Here is a 22,292-nt window from a genome sequence, read left to right as displayed (position 1 = left end):
CGATGGAATGATATCGGCAGGCGGGGCCGGACCATTTTATGATAGTTGCGTCGAGGGAGTTTGCAGCGGAAGGGGAATGAAAAAAGCCCGCATGCGCGGGCTGATTTCGTTGTGAAGCAGAAGGTTGGTGGAGATAAGCGGGATCGAACCGCTGACCTCTTGCATGCCATGCAAGCGCTCTCCCAGCTGAGCTATACCCCCGTTGGTCCATCGCTGCGTTCACAGTGCTGAGCATTCTATGCGTGTCTTTTGGGCTTGTAAATACCTTGCCGTGCAAAAAGTGAAAATTGCCGCGATGGCGCTGTCGGCATGGCTCAGGACATGCGGGCATGGCATTGTCAGCGGGCAGGACGCTGCGAGGAGGCGTCGGGTATAATCGGCGGCCCGGATACGCAGGAGGGCGCGATGTCGGTCGGCCACTACGAGAATTTCCCGGTGGGTTCGCTGCTGCTGCCGCGCAAGATGCGGCGCGCGGTCCACGCCATCTACCATTTCGCCCGCTATGCGGACGACGTGGCCGACGAGGGCGAAGCCAGTCCCGCCGAACGCTTGGCCGAGCTGGACCGCCTGGAGGCCGACCTGGACCGCATCGCGGCGGGCGAGCCGACGAGAATCGAACTGATGGCGCCGCTGGCGGCGGCCATCGCCGCGCACGACTTGCCATTGCAGCCGTTCCGCGATCTGTTATCCGCCTTCCGCCAGGACGTGGCCAAGACTCGTTACCAGAATTTCGCCGAGCTGGTCGACTACTGCCGCCGCTCCGCCAACCCGGTCGGCCGGCTGATGCTGGCGCTGTACGGCGAGTCCGACGCGCGCAGCCTGGCGCAGTCCGACGGCATCTGCACCGCCTTGCAACTGATCAATTTCTGGCAGGATGCGGCGCTGGACTGGGGCAAGGGCAGGGTTTACCTGCCGCAGGAGGATCTGGCCCGCTTCGGCGTGGACGAGGCGCAGATCGCCGCCGGCCGTTTCGACGCCCAGTGGCGGGCATTGATGCTGTACCAGGTGGAGCGGACTCGCAAGATGCTGCAGGCCGGCGCGCCGCTGGGCAGAACGCTGCGCGGCAGGCTGGGGCTGGAGTTGAGGCTGATCGTGATGGGCGGCGACCGCATTCTGCACAAGCTGCACGCGTCCGGCGGCGACGTATTCGGGCAGCGTCCCAAGCTGGGCGCTGGCGATTGGATATATATGATGTGGCGGGCGTGCCGGGCAAAATGAGCCGGCGCCGCGCCATGGATGGAATGCATCCGGTCCCAAGACGGGCCGGCGACAGTAGGGGAGAGGCGCGTGACGCCCGATCAGTATTGCGAAGACAAGGCCGCGGCCAGCGGTTCCAGTTTCTACTACAGCTTCCGCTTCCTGCCGGAAGCGCGGCGGCGGGCGATCACCGCGCTGTACGCGTTTTGCCGCGAGGTGGATGACGCGGTGGACGAATGCCACGACCTGAGCGTGGCCCAGGCCAAGCTGGCCTGGTGGCGCGGCCAGGTGCAGCGGGCCTACCGCGGCGAGGTGGATCACCCCGTGATGCGCGCGCTGCTGCCGCATCTTGAAGCTTTCCACCTGCCGCAGTCGGAGCTGGAAGAAATCGTCGACGGCATGGAGATGGACCTGAGCATGGTGCGCTACCAGCGCTTCCAGGACCTGCTGCTGTATTGCCACCGGGTGGCAGGCGTGGTGGGCAAGCTTGCGGCGCGCATCTTCGGCTACACCGACGAGCGCACGCTGGAGTACGCGCATGAGCTGGGCGTCGCCTTCCAGCTGACCAACATCATCCGCGACGTCGGCGAGGACGCGCGGCGCGACCGCATCTATCTGCCGATGGAGGAGCTGCAGCGCTTCAACTGTCCGGCGATGGATATTCTGCATTTCGAGGAAAGCGACGCCTTCAAGTCGCTGATGGCATTCCAGATCGAACGCGCGCACGAGCATTACCGCAAGGCCTGGGAACTGCTGCCGGCGGCGGATCGCAAATCGCAGCGTCCGGGCCTCCTGATGGCGGCCATCTACCGCGCCACGCTGCGGGAAATCCAGCAGGATGGCCCAGCCAAGGTGTTGAACCAGCGCCTGTCGCTGGGAACCGGCCGCAAGCTGTGGCTGGCCTGGAAAACCTGGACCTTCGGCTACAAGCCGTGAAACCCAGGGTGGCGGTGGTGGGCGCCGGCTGGGCCGGGCTCGCCGCGGCGGTGGAGCTGGCCGGCCATGCCGATGTCACCGTCTACGAGGCCGGGCGGGAGCCCGGCGGCCGCGCGCGCTGCATCGGGCGCGCGGAAGACAGGTTTGACAATGGTCAGCACATTCTGCTCGGCGCTTATGCAGAATGCCTGCGCCTGATGCGGACGGTCGGCGCCGATCCCGACCGCTTGCTGCTGCGCCAGCCGCTGCAGTGGCGGCGGGAAGGGGGCCTGAGCCTGGACTGCCCGCGCCTGCCGGCGCCGCTGCATCTGGCCGCGGGATTGCTGGCGGCGCGCGGCCTGGGCTGGCGCGACAAATGGCTGCTGGCGCGCGCGCTGGACGGCTTGCGGCGCGGCGGCTACCGGCTGGCGCGCGATTGCAGCGTGGCCGAATGGCTGGCGGAGCAAGGCCAGAGCCGCAGGCTGCGCGACGATTTCTGGCGGCCGATGGTGTTGTCGGCGCTGAACACGCCGCCGGAGCGGGCGTCGATGCGCGTGCTGGCCGCGACGCTGCGCGACAGTCTGGGCGCGCGGCGCGCGGACAGCGACCTGCTGCTGCCGGCCGCCGGGCTGTCGGCGCTGTTTCCCGATCCGGCCTGGCGCTGGCTGGCGGAGAAGGGCGCGGATCTGCGCGCCGGATGCCGGGCGCGGCGGATCGCCCCGCTTCAGGATGGTCCGCAAGTGGACGATGAGAGGTATGATGCGGTGATAAGCGCCGTCGCGCCCTACCATGCGGCGGAACTGCTGGATGATCCGAAATTGCGCGTGGCGCTGGAGGCCTACCGCTACTGGCCGATCGCCACCGTCTACCTGAGTTTCGACGTTTCGCCGCGGCTGCCGGCGCCGATGATGGGCGTCAGCGGCGGCGGCATGGACTGGCTGTTCGATCGCGAGGCGCTGGCAGGGGAGGCCGGCCTGGTGGCGGCGGTGCTCAGCGCGCCGACGGCGCTGCCGGACGCCGAGGAACTGGTCGCCAGGGCGCTGGCCGACGCGCGCCGGCTGGCGCCGCATCTGCCCGAACCGGCGCGCAGCCGCGTGATCGTGGAAAAGCGGGCGACGTTCGCCAGCGAAGTCGGCCTGGAGCGGCCGACGGCGCGGACGGCGCAAAGAGGAATCTATCTGGCCGGGGATTGGGCGCATCCCGATTATCCGGCGACGCTCGAGGGGGCGGCGCGCAGCGGCGTGGCCGCGGCGGCAGCCGCATTGCAGGACTTAGGAATAGAACCATGACGATGAAGACCGAGTTTGCCCAAGACGCGCTGGCAGGGCGCGTGATCCTGATCACCGGCGCCTCCCAGGGCGTGGGGCGCGAAGCCGCGCTGGCCTTCGCCCGCCACGGCGCCACCGTGGTGCTGCTCTCGCGCAGCGTCAAGGGGCTGGAGAAGGTCTACGATGAAATCGTGGCGGCCGGCGGGCCGGAGCCGGCGGCGGTGCCGCTGGACTTGCTGAACGCGGGCGAGAACGAATTCAACCAGCTGGCGCTGACCATCAAGCGCGAATTCGATCGTCTGGACGGCATCGTGCATTGCGCCTCGCATTTCTACGCATTGTCGCCGCTGAGCAACCAGACCATAGAAGAATGGATGAACCAGTACCGGATCAACACCGTGGCGCCGTTCGCGCTGACCCGCGCCTGCCTGCCGCTGCTGAAGGACGCGCCGGACGCGTCGGTACTGTTCGTCGGCGAACATCACGCGCTGCATCCGGCGGCCTACTGGGGCGGTTTCGGCGCGTCCAACGCCGGTTTGCCGTACCTGACCAAGGTGGCGGCCGACGAGTGGGAGATGCTGCCCAATCTACGCGTCAATCTGTTGCTGCCGGGGCCGGTCAATTCGCCGCAGCGCAACCGCACCCATCCGGGCGAGGACAAGAGCGAGCGCGCCGATCTGGCCGATCTGATGCCGCATTTCCTGTACTGGCTGGGCGGCGACAGCCGCGGCCGCAGCGGGGAAGTGGTGGAGCTCGACCTGCGCAAGCCGCGCGGCTGAAACGGGGAGAGGGCATGAAGAGACTGCTGTTGTTGGCCTGCGCGCTGCTGCTGGGCGGCTGCAACTATGTGAACAGCGTGACCGGGCTGAGCAAGGATTCGGACAAGGCGATAGGCGCGGCCTGCCGCCAGACCGGCCGCTCGCTGGAGGAGTGCTACCAGCGCAATCCGAGCGCGGACAAGGCCTTCATCTACGCCGGCTGGCGCGAGATGAACGAGTATATGGCCAAGAACAAGCTGGAAACGATGGAGCCGTTGCCCGAAGCCGCGGCGCAGCCGGCTTCCGGCCCGACGCCGGCGGTGGCCGGCAAGCGCGCGGCCAGCGGCTCCACCTCTTCGGCCGGGCAGACCGGTCTGCCCGATCTGATGAGCAGCGAAGAGGCCGACCGCGCCGCCAAGAACGATCCCCAGGTGGCGGCGGTGATGCGCGCGATACGCAACGGCCAGCCGGCCAAGCATTCATCGTCGGCGCCGCCCGAGGATCAGAAGCGCCTGCTCAACATCATCCAGCAACTGAACAAGTCCGACCCGGGCCGCAGCCCGGGCTGAAGCGTTTTTGACTGCCGGTTTCGCGCCGTCCTGCTATCCTTCCGCCTTTGATTCACCCTGAATCCTTCCCTGATGGCCAAGAACAAAACCGTATTCAGCTGCACCGAGTGCGGCGGACAATCGCCCAAGTGGCAGGGCCAGTGCCCGCATTGCAATGCCTGGAACACGCTGACAGAGGCGGTGGCCGCGCCGGCCGCGGCCGGTCCGCGCTTCCAGTCGTGGGCGGCCAACGTCACCAAGGTGCAGAAGCTGTCCGAGGTGCAAACCGAGGAAACCCCGCGCGATCCGTCCGGCATCGACGAACTGGACCGGGTGCTGGGCGGCGGCATCGTCCGCGGCGCGGTGGTGCTGATCGGCGGCGACCCCGGCATCGGCAAGTCCACGCTGCTGTTGCAGGCGCTGTCGCAGATCGGCCAGAACCGCAAGGTGCTGTACGTGTCCGGCGAGGAATCGGCGCAGCAGATCGCGCTGCGCGCCTCAAGACTGGCGCTGGATACCAGCAGCGTCGACCTGCTGGCCGAGATCTGCATCGAAAACATCCTGGCCACGCTGAAGCGCGAACAGCCCGAGGTGGTGGTGATCGACTCGATCCAGACGCTGTACACCGAGCAGGTGACTTCGGCGCCGGGCTCGGTGTCGCAGGTGCGCGAATGCGCGGCGCAGCTGACGCGGATGGCCAAGCAGAGCGGCATCACCGTGCTATTGGTCGGCCACGTCACCAAGGAAGGCTCGCTGGCCGGTCCGCGCGTGCTGGAGCACATGGTGGATACCGTGCTGTATTTCGAGGGCGATTCCCATTCCAGCTACCGGATGATACGCGCGATCAAGAACCGCTTCGGCGCGGTCAATGAGCTGGGCGTGTTCGCGATGACCGATCGCGGCCTGAAGGGCGTGTCCAACCCGTCGGCCATCTTCCTCTCATCGTACCGGGATGACGTCGCCGGATCCTGCGTGCTGGTGACGCAGGAAGGCACGCGGCCGCTGCTGGTGGAGATCCAGGCGCTGGTGGACGATTGCCACGGCTTCCAGCCCAAGCGCCTCACCGTCGGCCTGGAGCAGAACCGGCTGGCGATGCTGCTGGCGGTGCTGCACCGCCACGGCGGCGTGGCCTGCTTCGATCAGGACGTGTTCCTCAACGCGGTGGGCGGCGTCAAGATCAACGAACCGGCGGCCGACCTGGCCATCATCCTGGCCATGGTTTCGTCCTTGCGCAACAAGGCGCTGCCGGAGAAGCTGGTGGTGTTCGGCGAGGTGGGCCTGGCCGGCGAGGTGCGGCCGGTGACGCGCGGGCAGGAACGGCTGAAGGAAGCCGCCAAGCTGGGCTTCACCCGCGCCATCGTGCCCAGCGCCAACAAGCCGCGCCAGGAAATCGAGGGCCTGAAGGTATTGGCCGTGGACCGCCTGGACCAGGCGGTGGAATACTGCAGGGAGTAGCGGCATGGTGGATCCGCAAGCGATAGAGCAGGAACGTCCTTATCTGCTGCGTTACGCGCTGGCGCAGCTGCGCGAGCGCGACGCCGCAGAGGAGGCGGTGCAGGAGACGCTGCTGGCGGCGCTGGAGTCGCGGGATAATTTTTCGGGCAAGTCGACCCTGCGCACCTGGCTCACCTCCATTTTGCGTTTCAAACTGATCGACGCCTTGCGCCGCAAGGGCAAGGAAAAGCTGTTCGAATCGCTGGAGGATGAGTGCGACGATAGCGATTTCGACGGCTTGTTCACCCAGGATGGGCATTGGCGCGAGCCGATGCGCGCCTGGAGCGGGCCGGAGTCGCAGTTGGTTTCCAAGCAGTTCTGGCAGGTGTTCGAGGAGTGTTCCAAGGTGATGCCGCGCCGCACCGCGATGGTGTTCGCGATGCGCGAGGTGATGGGGATGGAGATCGCCGACATTTGTAACAATCTAGAGATCACCGCGACTAACTGTTCAGTGCTGCTGTACCGCGCGCGGATGAGCCTGCGCGAATGTTTTTCAATACGCTGGAGCCGGGAGGACGAGCGATGAAGTTGAGTTGCCGCGCGGCCAGCCGGCTGATATCCATTGGGATGGACCGCCCGCTGGGCATGGGGGAGTTGCTCAAGCTGAGAATGCATTTGGCGCTGTGCGGCAACTGCCGGCAGTTTTCGCGGCAGCTGGATGCGCTGCGGGACGCCGCGCGCCGGGCGGGCAGGGGAGATGACGCGCCCGGCGATTAATGCTTTTGACATTTTTGCGCGCGCTGGAGACACTGGGCCTTTCTTTTTTGGAAAGGCTTTTTTCATGTCTGCGATTGCTGTTCTCGATGCATTGATGCGAACCCATGACGACCGCCCGGACGAGGCGATCGCGCAATTGCCCGCCTTGCTCGCCTCTCCGGGCCTCCCCGCCGCTTCGCTCTCGAGAGCGGCTTGGCTGGCCAACCACTTGCTGGGCGAAAAAAGGGGCGACTGGCGGGGCGCCTGGGCCCTGTTGAAGGCGATGCCGCTGGCCGATGCCGGTCCGGCGCTGCTGCGCCATTGCGTGGTGGCCGCCACGCTGGCCGGCGACGCTTTGGCGGCCTGGCGCCTGGAGCGGCAATGCCTGGCGGGAGGCGCGAGCGCCGACGGCGCCCGCCTCGCGATCCGGCTTGGGGTGCTGCTCGGCGCGTTGGGCGGCGCCCCGCTGCGGGAATCGCTGACCGAGTTCGCTGTCCTGCAGGCGGCTTTGGAGCTGGGCGAGGCTGGCGAGACCGATGCCGTGCTGGCGGCGCTGGTCAACAATATCGTGTCGGCCTTCCTGGACAGAAACGAGCTTGATGTTCGAGATCCGTTCTGCGAGGAGACGCTGTTCAGTGGCGCGCGGATCGCCAGGCTGCTATGGGGCAGGGCGGGAAACTGGGTCAACCACGAGCGGGCGGAATACCTGCTGGCGCTGACGGCTAACCGTTTCGAGCGCTGGCCGGATGGCTTGCTGGCCGCCGACGCGGGGCTGGCCTTGATCGCGGCCAATGGCGAGGAGGAGGTGGACCGCGCTTTCCTGTTGCTGGAGAGGGCGCGGGCGCTGGGCGGATCGGGCCGCCAGGCTGAGGCGGAAGCGGCTTGTGCCGAGGCGCAGGCGTTGGCGGCCTCGTTCGATTCAGATCTGCGTCCGTGGTTCGACGACTGCGCGCGGCGGGCAAAAAGAGAGCCGGCTGTGGCCGGCTCGTGAAGCTACAAAGGTAAGAGCTTAGAGAAAAATCTTGCTGAAACAGACGCTTCAACGCTTGCGTTTGATCGGCTTGTCGCCGCCGCTGCGTTGCGGGCAAGCGGCGCAAGGCTGCTCGCACATGCCGGCGCCGGTCAGCGATTGCTTGAGGGCGCAGACCGAACGCCGACAGGCGATGAAGCGGATCTGTTGTTCGGCCGCCAGTTCGCGGAAATGGCGCATCACGTTGTGGCCGAGAAAATCGGTGAACAGGATCAGCAGGTCGGTGCCGGCGGGCAGGCGGTCCACCTTGCGTTGATGCGAGCTGTTGCGGCCGCTCAGGTGGCGGTGAATGGTGATGCCGTAGTTCTGCAGCACGTCGGGGATGTTGCCCAGGGTGTCGGCTCCAACCAGCATGGCGTTCATCGTGACGTTCTCCTGTGTGAGTTTTGAAAATGATAATAATTATCATTCGCAGAGTCAATCCTGTTTTTCAAGGTCTTTTTTCCACCGCTACCGAATGATCCGATTCCGTCTGGCCATGCCTGGAGTGGAAGCCATGGCGCAAAGCATTGCGTGGAAAGGATTTTTTACGGATTTGGCCTGGCCGCCGGACGGCCATCGCCTATGGTGTAAGGAATGGTTTTTGCCCTTAGTGCCAGTGCGGCGGCGGAGCGGGAGGCGATATGACTTTGGCCGGTTGGAAAGGATGGGCGCTTTGCGCGCTGTTGCTATTGCCGCAGATTCCGGCGCTAGCGGGCGGCGAAGAGTGGGCGCGCATTCGGCGCGACGGCGCGTTGCAGATCGGTCTGGAAGGCACCTATCCGCCCTATAGCCAATTGGCGAGCGGCCAGTTGCAGGGCTTCGAGGTGGACTTCGGCCGGGCGCTGGCCGCGCAGATGGGCGTGGCGGCGCGTTTTCAGACCATGGTTTGGGATCATATGCTGGACAATCTGGCGGCTGGCCGGATGGATGTGGTGATCAACCAGGTGGTGGCGACGCCGGAACGCAGGAAGCGCTTCGAATTTTCCATTCCCTACACTTACTCCGGGTTGCAGCTGGTGGTGCGCAAGCCGGATTTGCCGCGCTTCCATGGCGCCGGGGATCTGGCCGGCGCCCATGTCGGCGTCAGCGCGGGCACCAATTACGAGCAATGGCTGCGCGACAACGCGCCGCAGGCCCACATCCATCGTTACCCGGACGATCCGACGAAATACGACGGCCTGCGCCGCGGCGAGGTGGACGCCATCGTGATCAACCGGCTGGCGGCTTTCAACCTGGCGCAGAAAACGCAGGGCGAGCTGGCGCCCGCCGGCCGCATGCTGGCGCGCGAAGACGCCTGCGTGGTGCTGCGCAAAGGCAGTCCGCAGTTGCTGGCGGCGGTGAACCGGGCGATAGGCCACCTGCAGCGCGATGGCACCTTGCAGACGCTGTCGCGCAAGTGGTTCAAGGCCGACATCGTCAGCCGGCCGCAGTAGGCGGCCGGCCTGGGGACGCCGTCTTCTGGCCGAGTTCAGCCGTAGATGTCCAACTGGCTGATCATGCCGGCCTGGCCATCCTCCTTGACGAATACGCCGGCGCGCCGCATCTGCGCCTGCGGGTCGGCGTCGCTTGAATTGGCGCGCATCGTCAGCGGCGCGTCCACGCTGGGCAGCAGGATGGCGCCGATGCCGGCATCTTTCAGCGAACTCAGCTGATCCTTGCCGTCGCTGCCGCGGCCGGCCCAGATCTTGAGCTGGGCGAAGGCGGGATCGCTTTCGTCGATCACGCCGTCGTGGTTGCTGTCCAGCTTGGCCAGGTCGGCGAAGCCATTGCCGGACTGAGGCCCGAACAGCTCGCTGCCGTCATTGATCTTGCCGTCGCCGTTCTTGTCCAGAGCCAGCCAGCCGCCTTGGCTGGAGAAGGGCAGATTCACCATCTGGCCGTTGTTCTGCAGATCGAAGCTGACGCTGGCGCCATCCAGGCTGCCGGCGGCGCCGCCCAGATTGACCATCAGCGGATCGCAGCTTTTCTTGCCGCCGGACTGGTAGCTCTGGCTGCTGTGGTATTGGTAGCTGCTCTGCATCTGCATGTTCAGCGAGAATTGCAGCTGCCTGCCGTCCTGGGTGGTGATCTGGCCGTTGGCGGTGAAGCTCAGCTGCTGCTGTTGCTGGTAGTCGATGTCCTGCTGCGCGCTGACGGCGGGGTCGGGGATGGCGGAGAGCTGCGAATTCTCCGGCCGGAGCGGGAACAGGCGCAGCAGCTTGAAATGGACGCCGAAAGCCTTTTCCAGTATCGCCTCGATCAGGCTGTAGACCGCGTCCTTGTCGGAGCTCAGCTGGTCCAGCAGGCTGGCCTGCGTCGCCTGGCTGCTCAGCTGCACGTTGTCGGCGGAGCTCGGCTGCGGGGAAGTCACGGAGAGGGTCTGGGTGACGCTGAGGGATTGGCTCTGGCTGACGCTGCTGCCAAGGCTGACGGTGGCGGAGGCGATTTTCATGGCGGCGTCCCTTAAGGTGTACCCCCTCGCTATCGACCCGCCTCCGCCCGACTTGATGCCGCAGTTCCCCGTATTGCCAATGGTTCCGATGCTCGTACCAGCGGTTATAAGTCCTTGCCCGAGCGCCAGATCGACCAGACCAGCCACACGCTGTTGAACAGCGCCAGCATGAAGCCGAAGAAGCCGAAGAAGGGCAGGCCGAACAGCTTGGGACCGGCGTTGACGGTCATCACGATCGACGAGCCTATGATCAGGCAGCCGGTGACGATGCCCATGGTCAGCCGGTTGCTGCTGCGGTCCAGCTGCTTGCCGAAGCTGTCCAGCCGCTGCAGGTCCAGGTTGACGCGGAACTTGCCGTGGCGCATGTCGCGGCCGATGCGGACCAGGTCGCGCGGCAGGCCGGCTATCATCTCCAGCCCTTCGGACAGCGACTGGCGGCCGCGTTTGAGCAGCGCCGCCGGGTGGTAGCGGGCGACGATCAGCTCCTTGACGAAGGGGGTGATGTGGGCGACCAGCTGGAATTCCGGGTTCAGCTGCCGGCCCAGGCCCTCCAGCGTCACCAGCGCCTTGAACAGCATCGCCATGTCCGGCGGCAGCACGATGCCGTGATTGCGGATCAGCGCCATGATGTCGCCGATCAATTGGCTGATGTTCAGCCCCTTCAGCGGCACGTGTTCGTACTGGAACATGAATTCGCCGACCTCGTCGGCGAATTTCGGCATGTCCACCGGGGTGTTGCCGGTCCACTCGACCAGCACGTCGATGATGCCGTGCTCGTTGCGCTCGGCCACCGCCGACAGCAGGTCGACGATTTCGTCGCGCCGCACGTGGCTGATGCGGCCGACCATGCCGAAATCGATGAAGGCGATGCGATGCTCGGCCAGGAAGAACACGTTGCCGGGGTGGGGGTCGGCGTGGAAGAAGCCGTTGACCAGGATCATCTTCAATACCGCGTCGGCGCCGCGCTGGGCCAGCAGCACCGGGTCCAGGCCGCTGCCGCGCAGTCGGGCGAGATCGCTGGCCGGCACGCCGTCAACGTAGCTCTGCACGTTGACCGCGGCATTGGTGTATTCCCAATGCACCCTCGGCACTTCGACGAAGGGGTCGTCGATGAAGTCCCGGGCGAAGCGCTCCATATTGCGCGCCTCGATCGCCAGGTCCAGCTCGCGGCGCAGCGAGCGCGAGAACTGGGCGACGATGCCGGACGGCTGGTAGCGGCGCAGCTCGGGAAACTCCAGCTCCAGAAGGTGGGCCAGATGGGCGAGGATGCGCAGGTCGGCCTCCACCTTGTCGGCGATGCCGGGCCGGCGCAGCTTCACCGCCACCTCGCTGCCGTCCTGCAGGCGCGCCCGGTGGACTTGGGCGATGGACGCGGCCCCTATCGGTTGCATGTCGAATTCGGCGAATAGCTGGTCGGCCTCGGCGCCCAGCGCGTCGACTATCAGCTTGCGCACCATGGCCGGCGGCAGCGGCGGCACCCGGTTCTGCAGCTTCTCGAATTCGTCTATCCAGTCAGGGGGGAACACGTCCACGCGGGTGGACAGGATCTGGCCCAGCTTGATGAAAGTGGGGCCCAGCTCCTCGAACGCCAGCCTCACCCTAACCGCCGTCGGCTGGCCGGATTCGTTCTCCGGCAGCGACAGGTTCAGCCATTCTCCGGCCTTTTCCATCGCGCGCGGCAACTTCAGCCGCTGAGCGAACTCTCCCAGTCCATGACGGATCAAAATTCCGCTGATTTCTCTTAACCGCGGTAAGTCCCGCATTGCAATCAAGGTTTCCCGAATCATGTGCTTTTCGCCGTCCCGCTTGGCTTTACACTACCGGTCCCGTCCGATAGAGTGCGGCCTATGAAATTGCAACTCCGCTTATCAGCGCTGGCGCTGGCGGGCTTCATGGTTTTTGCCCAGGCCGCGCCAGACAAGGCCCCGACCGAGGGGAAGGCCGCCGCCGACAGTTCGGCGACGGACAAATCGGACGATCCCATCTCCAAGTACGCCGCTCCGCAAGAGGATGCGGTGGGCGACTTGCTTTTGCAAGCGATGAGCCTCTTGGGCGTCGCCTATCGCTTCGGCGGCAACACGCCGGACGACGGCCTGGACTGCAGCGGCTTCATTCGTTACGTGTTCCAGAAATCGCTGCGGGTGAACCTGCCGCGCACCGCGGCCGAAATGGCCCGGGTGGGCAAGTCGGTCGGTCGCGGCGAACTGATGCCGGGCGACCTGGTGTTCTTCAACACCCTGGGCCGCAATTACTCCCATGTCGGCATCTACATGGGCAACAACAAATTCATCCACGCGCCGCGAACCGGCAAGAACATCGAGGTGTCGAACCTGTCGCAGAGCTACTGGACCGCGCGTTACAATGGCGCGCGCAGGGTCAATCGTAGCACCGCCTTGCAGGCCGCCGATACTTCCGATGACGTCAGCGTGAAAAGCGCGGCGAAATCGTCCGCGGCGCCGGAAGCGTCGAAGTGCCGCAAAGGCAGGAAATGCAAGGCGGCGGCCGAGCCCAAAGGCAAGAAGGGCGCCAAGGCGCAAAAGGCGGCGAAATCGGTCGGCAAGAAGAAAAAGGGCCGGCACTGAGCGGTCCGGCCGAGCGACGATGCCCGCTTTTCGCGGGCATCGTGTTTTCAGGAACAGGAATATGGCATTGAAAATCGAAATACCGGTATGGCGCGACCCGGAGGGCAACGTCGTCGCCTGCGTCGAGAAGCTGAAAGTGATGCGCGAGAACCTGGAGGAAATCGCCCAGATGGCCCAGGACGCGTTCGAGGACGCGGTGCTGATGGGCTGCGAGGAGCGGCAGGTGCGCGACTTCCTGGTGGCGATGATGCAGAGCCTGGACAATCCCTACCGTTCCGAGTGAGAAAACCCGAGATGCCATTTGAAGCCTTTATCGGGCTGCGCTACCTGCGCGCCAAGCGCCGCAACGGATTCATCTCCTTCATTTCCCTGATTTCCATCGTCGGCATCGCCCTCGGCGTGGCGGCGCTGATCATCGTGCTGTCGGTGATGAACGGGTTCCAGAAGGAAATCCGCGGCCGCATCCTCAGCGTGGCCTCCCACCTGGAAGTCAGCGGCTACGACGGCCGCCTCGCCGGCTGGCGCGACGCGCAGGCGATGCTGGTCAAGCAGCCGCATGTGCAGGCGGCGGCGCCCTTCGTCAGCAGCCAGGGCCTGTTCGTCGCCTACGGCAATGTGCGCGGCGGCCTGGTGCGCGGCATCGAGCCCGCGCTGGAAAACAAGGTGGTGGACGTGGGCCGCCACATGGTGTCCGGCAAGCTGGAAGACCTGAAGCCTGGCAGCTTCGGCATGACGCTGGGCGTGGAGCTGGCGCGCCAGCTGGGCGTGGGCGTCGGCGACAAGGTGACGCTGATGACGCCGCAGGGCAATATCACACCGGCCGGGATGGTGCCGCGCTCCAAGCAGTTCACCGTGGTGGGCATCTTCAAGGTGGACATGTTCGAATTCGACGCCTCGCTGGCGATGGTCAATCTGCGCGACGCCCAGGTGCTGGAGCGGATGGGCGATTCCGTCAGCGGCGTGCGGCTGCGGCTGGACGATCCGATGCTGGCACCGCAGCTGAAGGCCGAGCTGCGGCCGCAACTGCCGCAACTGCTGGTCACCGACTGGACCGACACCAACGCCAATTACTTCCGCGCGGTGCAGATCGAGAAGCGGATGATGACCATCATCCTGACGCTGATCGTCGCGGTGGCGGCGTTCAACCTGGTGTCCACGCTGGTGATGGTGGTGACCGACAAGCAGGCCGACATCGCCATTCTGCGCACGCTGGGCGCGTCGCCCGGCAGCATCATGAAGATCTTCGTGATCCAGGGCGCGGTGGCCGGCGTGCTGGGCACGCTGGCCGGGGTGGCCAGCGGAGTGGTGATCGCGCTGAACCTGGACGTGATCGTGCCGGTGATCGAACGCATTATCGGCACCAAGATCCTGTCCAGCGACGTCTACATGATCGACTACCTGCCTTCCGACGTGCAGTGGGGCGACGTGTCCACCATCACCATCATTTCACTGCTGCTGGCCTTGTTCGCCACCCTGTATCCCAGCTGGCGCGCCTCGCGCACCCAACCGGCGGAGGCCCTGCGCTATGAATAAGGTATTGAGCTGCCGCTCGCTCGGCAAACGCTACCAGGAAGGCAAGCTGGGGCTGGACGTGCTGTCAGACGTGAATCTGGATGTTGGCAAGGGCGAGCACCTGGCCATCGTCGGCGCGTCCGGCTCCGGCAAAAGCACGCTGCTGCATCTGCTGGGCGGACTGGACACGCCGACTTCCGGCGCGGTGGAGGTGCTGGGCCGCGACCTGTCCACGCTGTCGGAAACCGAGCGCGGCAGGCTGCGCAACGAGTCGATGGGCTTCGTCTACCAGTTCCATCACCTGCTGCCGGAATTCACCGCGCTGGAGAACGTGATGATGCCGTTGTTGATCCGCCGGATGGACAAGGCCGAAGCCGCCCGCCGCGCCGGCGAAATGCTGGAGAAGGTCGGGCTGGGCAAGCGCCTGGAGCATAAGCCGGGCGAGTTGTCAGGCGGCGAGCGCCAACGCGCCGCCATCGCCCGCGCGCTGGTGACGCAGCCGGCCTGTCTGCTGGCCGACGAGCCCACCGGCAATCTGGACGTCCATACCGCCGGCCAGGTGTTCGAGCTGATGCTGGAATTGAACCGCACGCTGGGCACCAGCCTGATCATCGTCACCCACGACCTGGAACTGGCCGGCCGCACCCAGCGGGTGCTGCGGCTGAACGAGGGCCGGCTGGCGGCGTCGGATGCCGTTTCTGCCTGATGGCGGCTTGCCCGCCGCGTTTTGACCAAGGAGTCGGACATTGCTGTTCATCCGCAAGGAAATGAATTTTTTCGCGCTGCTTGACGCGCTGCAGACCAAGAACGGCCTGATCGAGCTGGCGCTGGGCCTGATGTGCGTGATCGCCGCCTATGCGCTGGCCCGCCGGCTGTATCGCTACTGGTTTGCCCACAACCCGGAGCGCTACGACCAGTTCCTGCCTTATACCGGCTTCCGGCTGGTGTTGCCGGTGTCGGCCCAGGTGCTGGTGGTGCTGACCAGCTTCACCTGGGGCCAGCTGGAGCATGCGCCGATGCTGGTGCTGCATATCCTGAGCGCGCTGCTGTTCTGGCTGGCGGTGATCCGGCTGTGCACGGCGGTGGTGCGCCAAGCCTTCCCGCATAGCCGCTTCGAGCGGCATTCCGAGCACTTCCTGGCCTCGGCCTTGTGGCTGGGCTTCGTCAGCTGGACCATAGGCTTCGACGTGGCGGTGATGGATTGGCTGGAGTCGATCTCCTTCCACGTCGGCAAGACCCGGCTGGACCTGCTGACCATCCTCAACGGCCTGCTGTGGGTGACGGTGATCGTGGTGGTGGCGCTGTGGGCCAGCCGCCTGCTCGAAGCCCGCATCATGAAGCTCAAGCACCTCGATTCCAACTTGCGCATCGTGTTCGCCAAGCTGACCCGCACCGGTCTGGTGGTGGCCGCGGTGCTGATCGCGCTGCCGGTGGTGGGCATCGATCTGACCGTGTTGTCGGTGTTCGGCGGCGCGGTGGGTATCGGTCTGGGTTTCGGTTTGCAGAAGATCGCCAGCAATTTCGTGTCCGGCTTCATCATCCTGCTCGACCATTCGATCCGCATCGGCGACCGACTGATGGTGGAAAACCGCGTCGGCTACGTGACCAAGATGACCTCGCGCTACGTGGTGTTGAAGGGCGCCGACGGCACCGAGGCGCTGATCCCGAACGACGCGCTGATCTCAAACACCGTGATCAACCAGTCGTACTCCGACCGCAATATGTGGACCAGCCTGCCGGTGCAGGTGGCCTACGGCACGGATCTGGACTTGGCGCTCAGCCTGCTCAAGCAGGCGTCGGACCATCCGCGCGTGCTGAAGAATCCGGGCGCCAACGCCTTCGTCACCCTGTTCGCCGACAGCGGCATCAATCTGGAGCTGGGTTTCTGGGTGGCGGATCCGGAAAACGGCTTCATGGGCCTGAAATCGGACATCAACCTGGCCATCTGGCGGCTGTTCAAGCAGCACAATATCGAAATCCCCTTCCCGCAGCGGGAAGTGCGCATCGTTGGCGACCAGCCGGCGCAGCAGGGCTGAGGAGGCATCATGAGCGCGAAACGACTGGCCATCATCGACGACGACGAGGCGGTGCGGCAGTCGCTGCTGTGGCTGCTGGACGGCCAGGGCTACCGCGCCGACGGCTTCGACAGCGGCGAGGCCTTCCTGGCCGCCGGCAACGGCCATGACTACAACGGCATCGTGCTGGACCTGCGCCTGTCCGGCATCAGCGGCATCGTGCTGCTGGAGAAGCTGGCGTTGTGGCCGTACTGCCCGCCGGTGATCATGCTGACCGCGCACGGCGACGTGCCGCACGCGGTGGCGGCGCTGAAGCTGGGCGCGCTCGATTTCATCGAGAAGCCGTTCGACGACGTGCGCCTGCTTGAGCGCGCGGCGGCGGCGGTGGAGCTGGACGAGCAGAACCGCCAGCGCCACGGCTTGCAGCGCAAGGTGTCGGCGGCGCTGGCGCTGCTGACCGAGCGCGAGCGCGAGGTGATGCAGCTGATCCTGGCCGGCAAGCTGAACAAGCAGATCGCCGAGGAGCTCAGCATCAGCATGAAGACGGTGGAGGTCCACCGTTCGCGGGTGTTCGAGAAGATGGGCGTGAAATCGGCAGTGGAGCTGGCCGGCATGCTGGCCGCGCCCGGGGCCCAGGGAGGCAAGCTTTAAATGGGCAGCAAGCAGCCGGTGTCGGTGCTGGTGGTGATACACAGCCGCGATGGACGGGCCTTGCTGATGGAGCGGGCCGACAAGCCGGGCTACTGGCAGTCGGTGACCGGCAGCCGCGAGGGCGGCGAAGACCTGATCGACACCGCCCGCCGCGAAGTGGCGGAGGAAACCGGCCTGGACGCGTCCCGTTTCGAACTGAGCGACTGGCATATGGTCAATCGCTACGAAATCTACCAGCACTGGCGCCATCGCTACCCGGAAGGCGTCACCCACAACGACGAGCATGTATTCGGCCTGCTGCTGCCCGAGCCCTGCGAGGTGGCGCTGGCGCCGCGCGAGCATCTGGGCTACCGCTGGCTGCCGTGGGATGAGGCCGCCGAGCTGGCGTTCTCGCCATCCAACGCCGAGGCGCTGCGCATGCTGCCGAAGAAGCTGGGGCTGGAGAGCTGAGCCGATTGCCCCTCCGTCCATCTCCTTCCACCCGCTTCGGCGGGTTTTTTATGCCTTGTGAATATGGCTTTTCTTGATGCTTTTGGCATGAAAGAATGATTTCAAAATTAAATGCATATTCTGGAATGATCCAAATGATGGAGGCTGGCGATGCAGGAACGCGAAGAGGAAAGAAGTTCAAAGCGCGAATTGGAGCTTTCCGAGAGACTGGCAGTTCTCGAGGCGCAGTTTAAGGTAGGACGGGAGCGCGCTGCTGAAGTGGAAAACGCGAGAACGATGCGCTTGGACATCGTGCTGGATTTGATTCGGTCGATGTGGAGGGCCCTGCTGCTGATAGTTTTGCTATGCGCCGCTGCTCATTATGGATTGGCGTTTTTCCAGTTGCGAATTGAGCGCGAGGCGAAAGCGGAGTCGAGAGCTGCGTCAGAGCAGGCTGCCAACAACGCTCGGGACGCGAAGACTGCTGGCGTGGCGGGAAGCATGGAGCCGCAGATTGCGGGAAAGGACGGTTTGATCTTGCTGCGTCTGGCAGTGGAGTCTTATCCGGAGGGAGGCGGGGCACCGAAGAAGGGCGCGATTCCGCTTTCCGGGTTGGTTTCCTTGATCGATAAATTCGCCGCGGCAGGCGCGATCATGGCGAAGGATGCCTCGGCATTGAAGTCGGAGTTATTGACGCATGCTGTGGAAGGGGGGAAGGAAATCATGGTCGAAGCGGCGAAAAAGCTGATCGACAAGTTTTTGGATGATAAGAAGGACGAGCCCCTTGTCAAAGGCGCCGCTGGCCAGCTCATGGTGCAAGTCAACCAATTTTGCGGCGGCGCATCGACTAAATCGCATCCCAAGCCTGCGCCGCCGACTCCCAAACCGCGCGATTTGTGCGGCAAGTGAGGAGACGGCAAGCGCAGAGCCTGCTAAACGTGCCCTAGTCTGCAACTGCGCCGGGCTCGGGCAGTTGTTCGATGCGGCCCAGCAGGAAGACGAAGGCCAGGATGCCGATCACCAGCATGAAGCCGGCCACCATGAAGGCGTTGGCGAAGGAGTGGGTGGCGCCGACAATGAAGCCGGTGACGATGGGAGCGACCGCGCCCATCATGTTGTTGGCGAAATTCATGATGCCGCCGACGGTGCCGGTGCCGCCGCGCGGCGCGATCAAGGACGGCAGCGACCAGCCCACCGGGGCGGCGGCGGCCAGGCCGCTGAGCGCGATGGTGATCCAGATGATGGCGATGTAGGGATCGGTGGTCGTGGTGGCGCCGAACACCGCCATGCCCATGGCCATCCCGCACAGCAGGACCGTCTTGCGCACGCGGGTTTCATCGTGGCCGCGGGCGATCAGCTTGTCGATCAGCCAGCCGCCGACAAACAGGTCGGACAGAGTGGCGAACATCCACGGAATGGCGGAAAACCACGCAGATTTCAGGATGTCCATGTGCATCGCCTGCACCAGGTAGCCGGGCAGCCAGGTCAAAAACAGGTAGAACACGTAGCCGTAGGCGGCGAAGCCGATGGACAGGCCCCACACCTTGCGCTGGCGCAGCAGGTAGCCCAGCATCGCCATCGAGCTTTGCTGGCTGACGCCTTCCTCGGCCGCGCCGCCCTGGACGATGTATTGGCGCTCGGCTTCGCTCAGGTTTTTGTCGGCGCTGGGGTCGCGGTAGATCAGGTAGAAGGCGATGAAGTACAGCACGCTCAGGATGGCGGACACGCCGAAGCCCCAGCGCCAGCCCAGGTGCACCACCGCCAAGGCGACCATCGGCACGCCGATCACATTGGAGAACTTGGCGGCGGCGTCGAAGATGGCGGTGGCCATCGCCCGCTCGCGGCGGGGAAACCAGTAGCCGGTGGCCTTGGAGCTGACCGGGAAGCCCGGCGCTTCGGCGACGCCCAGCAGCATGCGGGCGGCGAAGATGCCGGCGAAGCCGCCGGCACAGGCGGTGAGAGTGGCGGCCACGCCCCATAGCAGCGCGCCCAGGCGGCCGATGCGGGTGGTGCCGAAGCGGTCCAGAATCACGCCGGTGGGAATCTGCAGCAGCGCGTAGCTCCAGAAGAAGGCGCTGAACAACAGGCCCAGCTCGCCGTTGCTGAGGCTGAACTCCTGCTGCAACTGCGGCGCGGCCACCGACAGGCTGATGCGGTCGAAGTAATTGACCAGGATGCCTATGCCCAAGAGCCAGCCTATGCGCCAGCGGCGGGCGGGAACCTTGAATTGTTGCGGGGACGGGGCGTTCATTGTTGTTCTCCTCTTTGATACTGCCTTTGCGTTGAAACGGTTGGGTTCAGTCCAGCTCCGCCAGGATGCGCCGCAGCAGCGCATCTGGCGGCAGGGCGACGTCGCAGGGAATCGCGGCTTCGTCGGCGCCGGGGGCCTCCAGATCGCGGAACTGGCTGTCCAGCAAGCTTTCCGGCATGAAGTGGCCGCTGCGCTCGCGCATGCGCTCGGCGATCAGCGCCTTGTCGCCGAACAAATGGACGAAGCGCAGGCCAGGATCGCCGCCGCGCAGCACGTCGCGGTAGCGGCGCTTCAGGGCGGAGCAGGCCAGCACCATGGGTTCGCCGCTCTCGCGGCCCTGGCGCAGCTTGCCTGCCAGATTGGCCAGCCAGCTGGCGCGGTCGTCGTCGTCCAGCGGTATGCCGGCGCGCATCCGCGCGATGTTCTCAGGGGGATGGAAGCTGTCGCCTTCGATGAAGCTGGCGCCGATCGCCTCGGCCAGCAGGCGGCCCACGCTGCTTTTGCCGCAGCCGGCCACGCCCATCACCACGATATTGCCATTTTTCATGTTAGCGCTAACATTTTGTGTTGAAGGATAGCCGGAACAAGCCCGGCTGGATGACACTGATGTTAGCGCTAACAAAAAGTTCACAACAAGCAGTTGGATCAAGTTTTGCGTTTTGTCCGCGCGGCGCTGTAGTGGGATAGCAACATCGCGGCCTGAGGCGGAAAGCCTCGCGGGCGCGGGATTTCAGCTGCTGCAGCGCAGCATCAGCTGGAAGCCCAGGTCGGCGCGGCGCGATTCCGGCTCCTCGCCGTCGATCAGCTTCAGCAAGGCCTGGGCGGCATGGACGCCGATGTCGCGGCGCGGCGTGGCCACCGTGGTCAGCGTGGGCGTGCACCAGGCCGACGGCTGCAGGTCGTTGAAGCCTGCGATGGCGAGCCTCTCCGGCACATCCAGCCCCAGCTGCTGGCTGCGCGACAGCGCGCCGATCGCCAGGTCGTCGTTGCAGCAGAACAGCGCGTCGCAGTCCGGACGCTGCGCCAGCGCCGCGTCCAGCATGTCGGCGCCCATCTGCATGCTGGAGGGCTGAGGGTCCAGCCATTCCAGTCCGGCGTCGTGGCAACCGGCCGCGTCCAGCGCCGCGCGGTAGCCTTCCAGGCGTTTCATCACCCGTTCGTCCAGCTGGGCGCCGAGAAAGCCGATGCGGCGCTTGCCGCGCGACAGCAGGTGGCGGGTGATGGCGGCACCGGCCTCCTCCTGCGAAAAGCCGACGCAACAGCGGCCGTCGTCGGCGAGATCCATCATGTAGACCGCCGGCAGCGCGTGTTGGCAAAGAATGCGCTCGAATGGCTCGGCGTGGCTGAGGCCGGTGATCAGCACGCCGTCGGGCCGGTGCTGCAGATAGGCGCGCAGCAGCTGCAGTTCCTGGCCGGCGTCGTAATGGCTGTTGCCGATCAGCATCTGGTAGCCGGCGGCGTCCAGCACCGTTTCGATGCCGGCCAGCGTCTCCAGGAACACGGTGTTGGCCAGCGAGGGGATCAGCACCAGCACCGTCCTCGATCTCGCCGAGGCCAGCGTGCTGGCGGAGCGGCTGGGCACATAGGCCAGCGCGTCGACCGCCTGCATCACTTTTTCGCGCAGCGCTTCGGAAACCTGCTGCGGTTGATTCAGCACCCGGGACACGGTGATGGCGCTGACGCCGGCCGCCTTGGCCACGTCGTGCATGGTGACGCCGCTGCCGGAGCGGACGCGCGGTTTTCTGGGCATGGGTTTCTCGAAATGGATTGGCAATACTGTTGTCATTGTATCGCGGCGGGAGCGCTTGCCGAGCGATGACGCCTGCTTGTAATGTGGTGATTTTTCCCGGGAGCCCATCATGTACCAGCCCAGCCATTTCGTCGAGGCCGATCCAGCCGTTTTGTTGAGCCTGATTCGCGCCCGGCCGCTGGCCACCGTGGCGATCAACGGCGAGGACGGCCCGCTGGCCAACCACCTGCCGCTGCTGGCGGTGGAGGAGGGCGGCGCGTTGAGGCTGAGAGGCCATGTGGCGCGGGCCAATCCCTTGTGGCGGCTGCTGGAGGCGGAGCCGCAAGCGCTGGCTGTGTTCCAGGGCGACGACGCCTACATCACCCCGTCGTGGTACCCGGCCAAGGCCGAGCACGGCAAGGTGGTGCCCACCTGGAACTATATGGTGGCGCACGCCAGGGGGCGGCTGCGGGCGGTGGACGATCCACAATGGCTGCGGCGACTGCTGGAAGAATTGACCGCCCGGCGCGAGGCGGCTTTCCCCTTGCCCTGGCAAGTGGCCGACGCGCCGGCCGACTATCTGGACAAGATGCTGCGGGCCATCGTCGGCATCGAGCTGACGGTGAGCCGGCTGGACGGCAAGTACAAGCTCAGCCAGAACCAGGACGAAGCGACCCGGCTGAGCGTGCGCGCGGGCCTGGCGGGCAGCGGCGATGAGCGCGCCAGGGCGCTGGCCGGCGAGATGCCCAGCTAAGCGGAGTCTCGATCGCGCGCGGCCTGCGCCGGCGCGCTGCGAGATAGCGC

25 protein-coding genes and 1 tRNA gene are annotated in these 22,292 nt (G+C 65.4%); 19 read left to right on the top strand and 7 right to left on the bottom strand.

What is annotated here, in order from left to right; genetic code table 11:
• Nucleotides 1-125: 125 nt before the first annotated feature.
• Nucleotides 126-201, bottom strand: a tRNA-Ala gene (locus BKX93_RS05595).
• 204 nt (nucleotides 202-405) lie between these two features.
• Between BKX93_RS05595 and hpnC the strand changes: the two genes are divergently transcribed.
• From hpnC to BKX93_RS05550, 9 genes are all read left to right on the top strand, one after another.
• Nucleotides 406-1,218 carry a squalene synthase HpnC gene (gene hpnC / locus BKX93_RS05590; protein WP_070979093.1) on the top strand — a complete coding sequence of 271 codons (813 nt, stop codon included), beginning with the start codon at nucleotides 406-408 and terminating at the stop codon, nucleotides 1,216-1,218.
• Nucleotides 1,219-1,287: 69 nt separating this feature from the next.
• Nucleotides 1,288-2,133 carry a presqualene diphosphate synthase HpnD gene (gene hpnD / locus BKX93_RS05585; RefSeq protein ID WP_046156549.1) on the top strand — a complete coding sequence of 282 codons (846 nt, stop codon included), beginning with the start codon at nucleotides 1,288-1,290 and terminating at the stop codon, nucleotides 2,131-2,133.
• Nucleotides 2,130-3,401: a hydroxysqualene dehydroxylase HpnE gene (gene hpnE, locus BKX93_RS05580; protein ID WP_070979091.1), complete on the top strand. Its 1,272-nt coding sequence runs from the start codon at nucleotides 2,130-2,132 to the stop codon at nucleotides 3,399-3,401. Before hpnD ends, hpnE begins: the two co-directional genes overlap by 4 nt.
• Nucleotides 3,398-4,159 (top strand): SDR family oxidoreductase, encoded by a 762-nt coding sequence (locus BKX93_RS05575; protein ID WP_082113677.1) that lies wholly within the window; start codon nucleotides 3,398-3,400, stop codon nucleotides 4,157-4,159. Before hpnE ends, BKX93_RS05575 begins: the two co-directional genes overlap by 4 nt.
• Nucleotides 4,160-4,173: 14 nt before the next feature.
• A complete protein-coding gene (locus BKX93_RS05570; protein ID WP_046156551.1) occupies nucleotides 4,174-4,707 on the top strand; it encodes a hypothetical protein in 534 nt (177 codons plus the stop codon).
• Between the two features lie 72 nt (nucleotides 4,708-4,779).
• On the top strand, nucleotides 4,780-6,141 hold the full coding sequence (gene radA, locus BKX93_RS05565) for a DNA repair protein RadA (RefSeq protein WP_021477629.1): 1,362 nt from the start codon (nucleotides 4,780-4,782) through the stop codon (nucleotides 6,139-6,141).
• A gap of 4 nt (nucleotides 6,142-6,145) precedes the next feature.
• The gene (locus BKX93_RS05560; protein ID WP_046156552.1) at nucleotides 6,146-6,706 is read left to right on the top strand and encodes a sigma-70 family RNA polymerase sigma factor; all 561 of its coding nucleotides are present in this window, start codon (nucleotides 6,146-6,148) and stop codon (nucleotides 6,704-6,706) included.
• Nucleotides 6,703-6,897 (top strand): zf-HC2 domain-containing protein, encoded by a 195-nt coding sequence (locus tag BKX93_RS05555; RefSeq protein ID WP_021477627.1) that lies wholly within the window; start codon nucleotides 6,703-6,705, stop codon nucleotides 6,895-6,897. Before BKX93_RS05560 ends, BKX93_RS05555 begins: the two co-directional genes overlap by 4 nt.
• A 94-nt stretch (nucleotides 6,898-6,991) precedes the next feature.
• Nucleotides 6,992-7,867, top strand: a complete 876-nt coding sequence (locus BKX93_RS05550; RefSeq protein ID WP_070979089.1) for a hypothetical protein — start codon at nucleotides 6,992-6,994, stop codon at nucleotides 7,865-7,867.
• Between the two features lie 48 nt (nucleotides 7,868-7,915).
• On the opposite strand, the gene BKX93_RS05545 is transcribed toward BKX93_RS05550, so the two are convergent.
• Nucleotides 7,916-8,269 carry a DUF2325 domain-containing protein gene (locus BKX93_RS05545; protein WP_070979088.1) on the bottom strand — a complete coding sequence of 118 codons (354 nt, stop codon included), beginning with the start codon at nucleotides 8,267-8,269 and terminating at the stop codon, nucleotides 7,916-7,918.
• Nucleotides 8,270-8,529: 260 nt separating this feature from the next.
• On the opposite strand from BKX93_RS05545, the gene BKX93_RS05540 reads away from it, so the two are divergent.
• Nucleotides 8,530-9,321: a transporter substrate-binding domain-containing protein gene (locus tag BKX93_RS05540; protein WP_070979086.1), complete on the top strand. Its 792-nt coding sequence runs from the start codon at nucleotides 8,530-8,532 to the stop codon at nucleotides 9,319-9,321.
• Between the two features lie 35 nt (nucleotides 9,322-9,356).
• Here BKX93_RS05540 and BKX93_RS05535 read toward each other — a convergent pair whose 3' ends face one another.
• Complete coding sequence (locus tag BKX93_RS05535) at nucleotides 9,357-10,319, bottom strand: hypothetical protein (protein WP_046167277.1); 963 nt, start codon at nucleotides 10,317-10,319, stop codon at nucleotides 9,357-9,359.
• Between the two features lie 104 nt (nucleotides 10,320-10,423).
• Nucleotides 10,424-12,043: an ABC1 kinase family protein gene (locus BKX93_RS05530; protein WP_235429440.1), complete on the bottom strand. Its 1,620-nt coding sequence runs from the start codon at nucleotides 12,041-12,043 to the stop codon at nucleotides 10,424-10,426.
• 123 nt (nucleotides 12,044-12,166) lie between these two features.
• Between BKX93_RS05530 and BKX93_RS05525 the strand changes: the two genes are divergently transcribed.
• From BKX93_RS05525 to BKX93_RS05490, 8 genes are all read left to right on the top strand, one after another.
• On the top strand, nucleotides 12,167-12,901 hold the full coding sequence (locus BKX93_RS05525; protein WP_046156558.1) for a C40 family peptidase: 735 nt from the start codon (nucleotides 12,167-12,169) through the stop codon (nucleotides 12,899-12,901).
• Between the two features lie 61 nt (nucleotides 12,902-12,962).
• Nucleotides 12,963-13,184, top strand: a complete 222-nt coding sequence (locus tag BKX93_RS05520; protein ID WP_046156559.1) for a hypothetical protein — start codon at nucleotides 12,963-12,965, stop codon at nucleotides 13,182-13,184.
• 11 nt (nucleotides 13,185-13,195) lie between these two features.
• Nucleotides 13,196-14,434 carry a lipoprotein-releasing ABC transporter permease subunit gene (locus tag BKX93_RS05515; RefSeq protein WP_046156560.1) on the top strand — a complete coding sequence of 413 codons (1,239 nt, stop codon included), beginning with the start codon at nucleotides 13,196-13,198 and terminating at the stop codon, nucleotides 14,432-14,434.
• Nucleotides 14,427-15,119, top strand: coding sequence for a lipoprotein-releasing ABC transporter ATP-binding protein LolD (gene lolD, locus BKX93_RS05510; RefSeq protein ID WP_070979083.1), 693 nt, complete (start codon nucleotides 14,427-14,429; stop codon nucleotides 15,117-15,119). The genes BKX93_RS05515 and lolD overlap by 8 nt, the downstream gene beginning before the upstream one ends.
• A 40-nt stretch (nucleotides 15,120-15,159) precedes the next feature.
• Nucleotides 15,160-16,449: a mechanosensitive ion channel family protein gene (locus tag BKX93_RS05505; protein WP_083340456.1), complete on the top strand. Its 1,290-nt coding sequence runs from the start codon at nucleotides 15,160-15,162 to the stop codon at nucleotides 16,447-16,449.
• 9 nt (nucleotides 16,450-16,458) lie between these two features.
• Entirely contained in the window at nucleotides 16,459-17,079 is a 621-nt protein-coding gene (locus BKX93_RS05500; protein WP_046156562.1) for a response regulator transcription factor, read from the top strand.
• Complete coding sequence (gene nudB, locus BKX93_RS05495) at nucleotides 17,080-17,529, top strand: dihydroneopterin triphosphate diphosphatase (protein ID WP_070979081.1); 450 nt, start codon at nucleotides 17,080-17,082, stop codon at nucleotides 17,527-17,529.
• Between the two features lie 150 nt (nucleotides 17,530-17,679).
• The gene (locus BKX93_RS05490) at nucleotides 17,680-18,417 is read left to right on the top strand and encodes a hypothetical protein (protein ID WP_070979079.1); all 738 of its coding nucleotides are present in this window, start codon (nucleotides 17,680-17,682) and stop codon (nucleotides 18,415-18,417) included.
• A gap of 34 nt (nucleotides 18,418-18,451) precedes the next feature.
• Here the strand turns inward: BKX93_RS05490 and BKX93_RS05485 are convergent, their stop codons facing one another.
• The 3 genes from BKX93_RS05485 to gntR form a co-directional block, all read right to left on the bottom strand.
• Nucleotides 18,452-19,759, bottom strand: coding sequence for an MFS transporter (locus BKX93_RS05485; protein ID WP_070979077.1), 1,308 nt, complete (start codon nucleotides 19,757-19,759; stop codon nucleotides 18,452-18,454).
• 46 nt (nucleotides 19,760-19,805) lie between these two features.
• On the bottom strand, nucleotides 19,806-20,306 hold the full coding sequence (locus BKX93_RS05480) for a gluconokinase (protein WP_070979075.1): 501 nt from the start codon (nucleotides 20,304-20,306) through the stop codon (nucleotides 19,806-19,808).
• Nucleotides 20,307-20,489: 183 nt separating this feature from the next.
• Nucleotides 20,490-21,509, bottom strand: coding sequence for an HTH-type transcriptional regulator GntR (gntR, locus tag BKX93_RS05475; protein ID WP_070979073.1), 1,020 nt, complete (start codon nucleotides 21,507-21,509; stop codon nucleotides 20,490-20,492).
• 109 nt (nucleotides 21,510-21,618) lie between these two features.
• On the opposite strand from gntR, the gene BKX93_RS05470 reads away from it, so the two are divergent.
• On the top strand, nucleotides 21,619-22,242 hold the full coding sequence (locus tag BKX93_RS05470; RefSeq protein WP_070979071.1) for an FMN-binding negative transcriptional regulator: 624 nt from the start codon (nucleotides 21,619-21,621) through the stop codon (nucleotides 22,240-22,242).
• Nucleotides 22,243-22,292 lie beyond the last annotated feature (50 nt).

This window comes from Chromobacterium vaccinii (assembly GCF_001855275.1).
In the GTDB taxonomy this organism is placed as follows: Bacteria; Pseudomonadota; Gammaproteobacteria; order Burkholderiales; family Chromobacteriaceae; genus Chromobacterium; species Chromobacterium vaccinii.
The sequence above is the reverse complement of the archived record's forward strand: the minus strand, read 5'-3'. Positions and strand labels throughout refer to the sequence as shown.

Bases quoted from the DNA above. Each gene is read 5' to 3' on its own strand.
- BKX93_RS05550 (WP_070979089.1), top strand. From the start codon at position 6,992: ATGCGAACCCATGACGACCGCCCGGACGAGGCGATCGCGCAATTGCCC.
- BKX93_RS05490 (WP_070979079.1), top strand. From the start codon at position 17,680: ATGCAGGAACGCGAAGAGGAAAGAAGTTCAAAGCGCGAATTGGAGCTT.
- BKX93_RS05470 (WP_070979071.1), top strand. From the start codon at position 21,619: ATGTACCAGCCCAGCCATTTCGTCGAGGCCGATCCAGCCGTTTTGTTG.
- BKX93_RS05535 (WP_046167277.1), bottom strand. From the start codon at position 10,319: ATGAAAATCGCCTCCGCCACCGTCAGCCTTGGCAGCAGCGTCAGCCAG.
- BKX93_RS05500 (WP_046156562.1), top strand. From the start codon at position 16,459: ATGAGCGCGAAACGACTGGCCATCATCGACGACGACGAGGCGGTGCGG.
- hpnC (WP_070979093.1), top strand. From the start codon at position 406: ATGTCGGTCGGCCACTACGAGAATTTCCCGGTGGGTTCGCTGCTGCTG.
- BKX93_RS05570 (WP_046156551.1), top strand. From the start codon at position 4,174: ATGAAGAGACTGCTGTTGTTGGCCTGCGCGCTGCTGCTGGGCGGCTGC.
- BKX93_RS05560 (WP_046156552.1), top strand. From the start codon at position 6,146: ATGGTGGATCCGCAAGCGATAGAGCAGGAACGTCCTTATCTGCTGCGT.
- nudB (WP_070979081.1), top strand. From the start codon at position 17,080: ATGGGCAGCAAGCAGCCGGTGTCGGTGCTGGTGGTGATACACAGCCGC.
- BKX93_RS05575 (WP_082113677.1), top strand. From the start codon at position 3,398: ATGACGATGAAGACCGAGTTTGCCCAAGACGCGCTGGCAGGGCGCGTG.
- BKX93_RS05515 (WP_046156560.1), top strand. From the start codon at position 13,196: ATGCCATTTGAAGCCTTTATCGGGCTGCGCTACCTGCGCGCCAAGCGC.
- BKX93_RS05480 (WP_070979075.1), bottom strand. From the start codon at position 20,306: ATGAAAAATGGCAATATCGTGGTGATGGGCGTGGCCGGCTGCGGCAAA.
- gntR (WP_070979073.1), bottom strand. From the start codon at position 21,509: ATGCCCAGAAAACCGCGCGTCCGCTCCGGCAGCGGCGTCACCATGCAC.
- BKX93_RS05545 (WP_070979088.1), bottom strand. From the start codon at position 8,269: ATGAACGCCATGCTGGTTGGAGCCGACACCCTGGGCAACATCCCCGAC.
- BKX93_RS05485 (WP_070979077.1), bottom strand. From the start codon at position 19,759: ATGAACGCCCCGTCCCCGCAACAATTCAAGGTTCCCGCCCGCCGCTGG.
- BKX93_RS05525 (WP_046156558.1), top strand. From the start codon at position 12,167: ATGAAATTGCAACTCCGCTTATCAGCGCTGGCGCTGGCGGGCTTCATG.
- BKX93_RS05520 (WP_046156559.1), top strand. From the start codon at position 12,963: ATGGCATTGAAAATCGAAATACCGGTATGGCGCGACCCGGAGGGCAAC.
- lolD (WP_070979083.1), top strand. From the start codon at position 14,427: ATGAATAAGGTATTGAGCTGCCGCTCGCTCGGCAAACGCTACCAGGAA.
- BKX93_RS05540 (WP_070979086.1), top strand. From the start codon at position 8,530: ATGACTTTGGCCGGTTGGAAAGGATGGGCGCTTTGCGCGCTGTTGCTA.
- BKX93_RS05555 (WP_021477627.1), top strand. From the start codon at position 6,703: ATGAAGTTGAGTTGCCGCGCGGCCAGCCGGCTGATATCCATTGGGATG.
- radA (WP_021477629.1), top strand. From the start codon at position 4,780: ATGGCCAAGAACAAAACCGTATTCAGCTGCACCGAGTGCGGCGGACAA.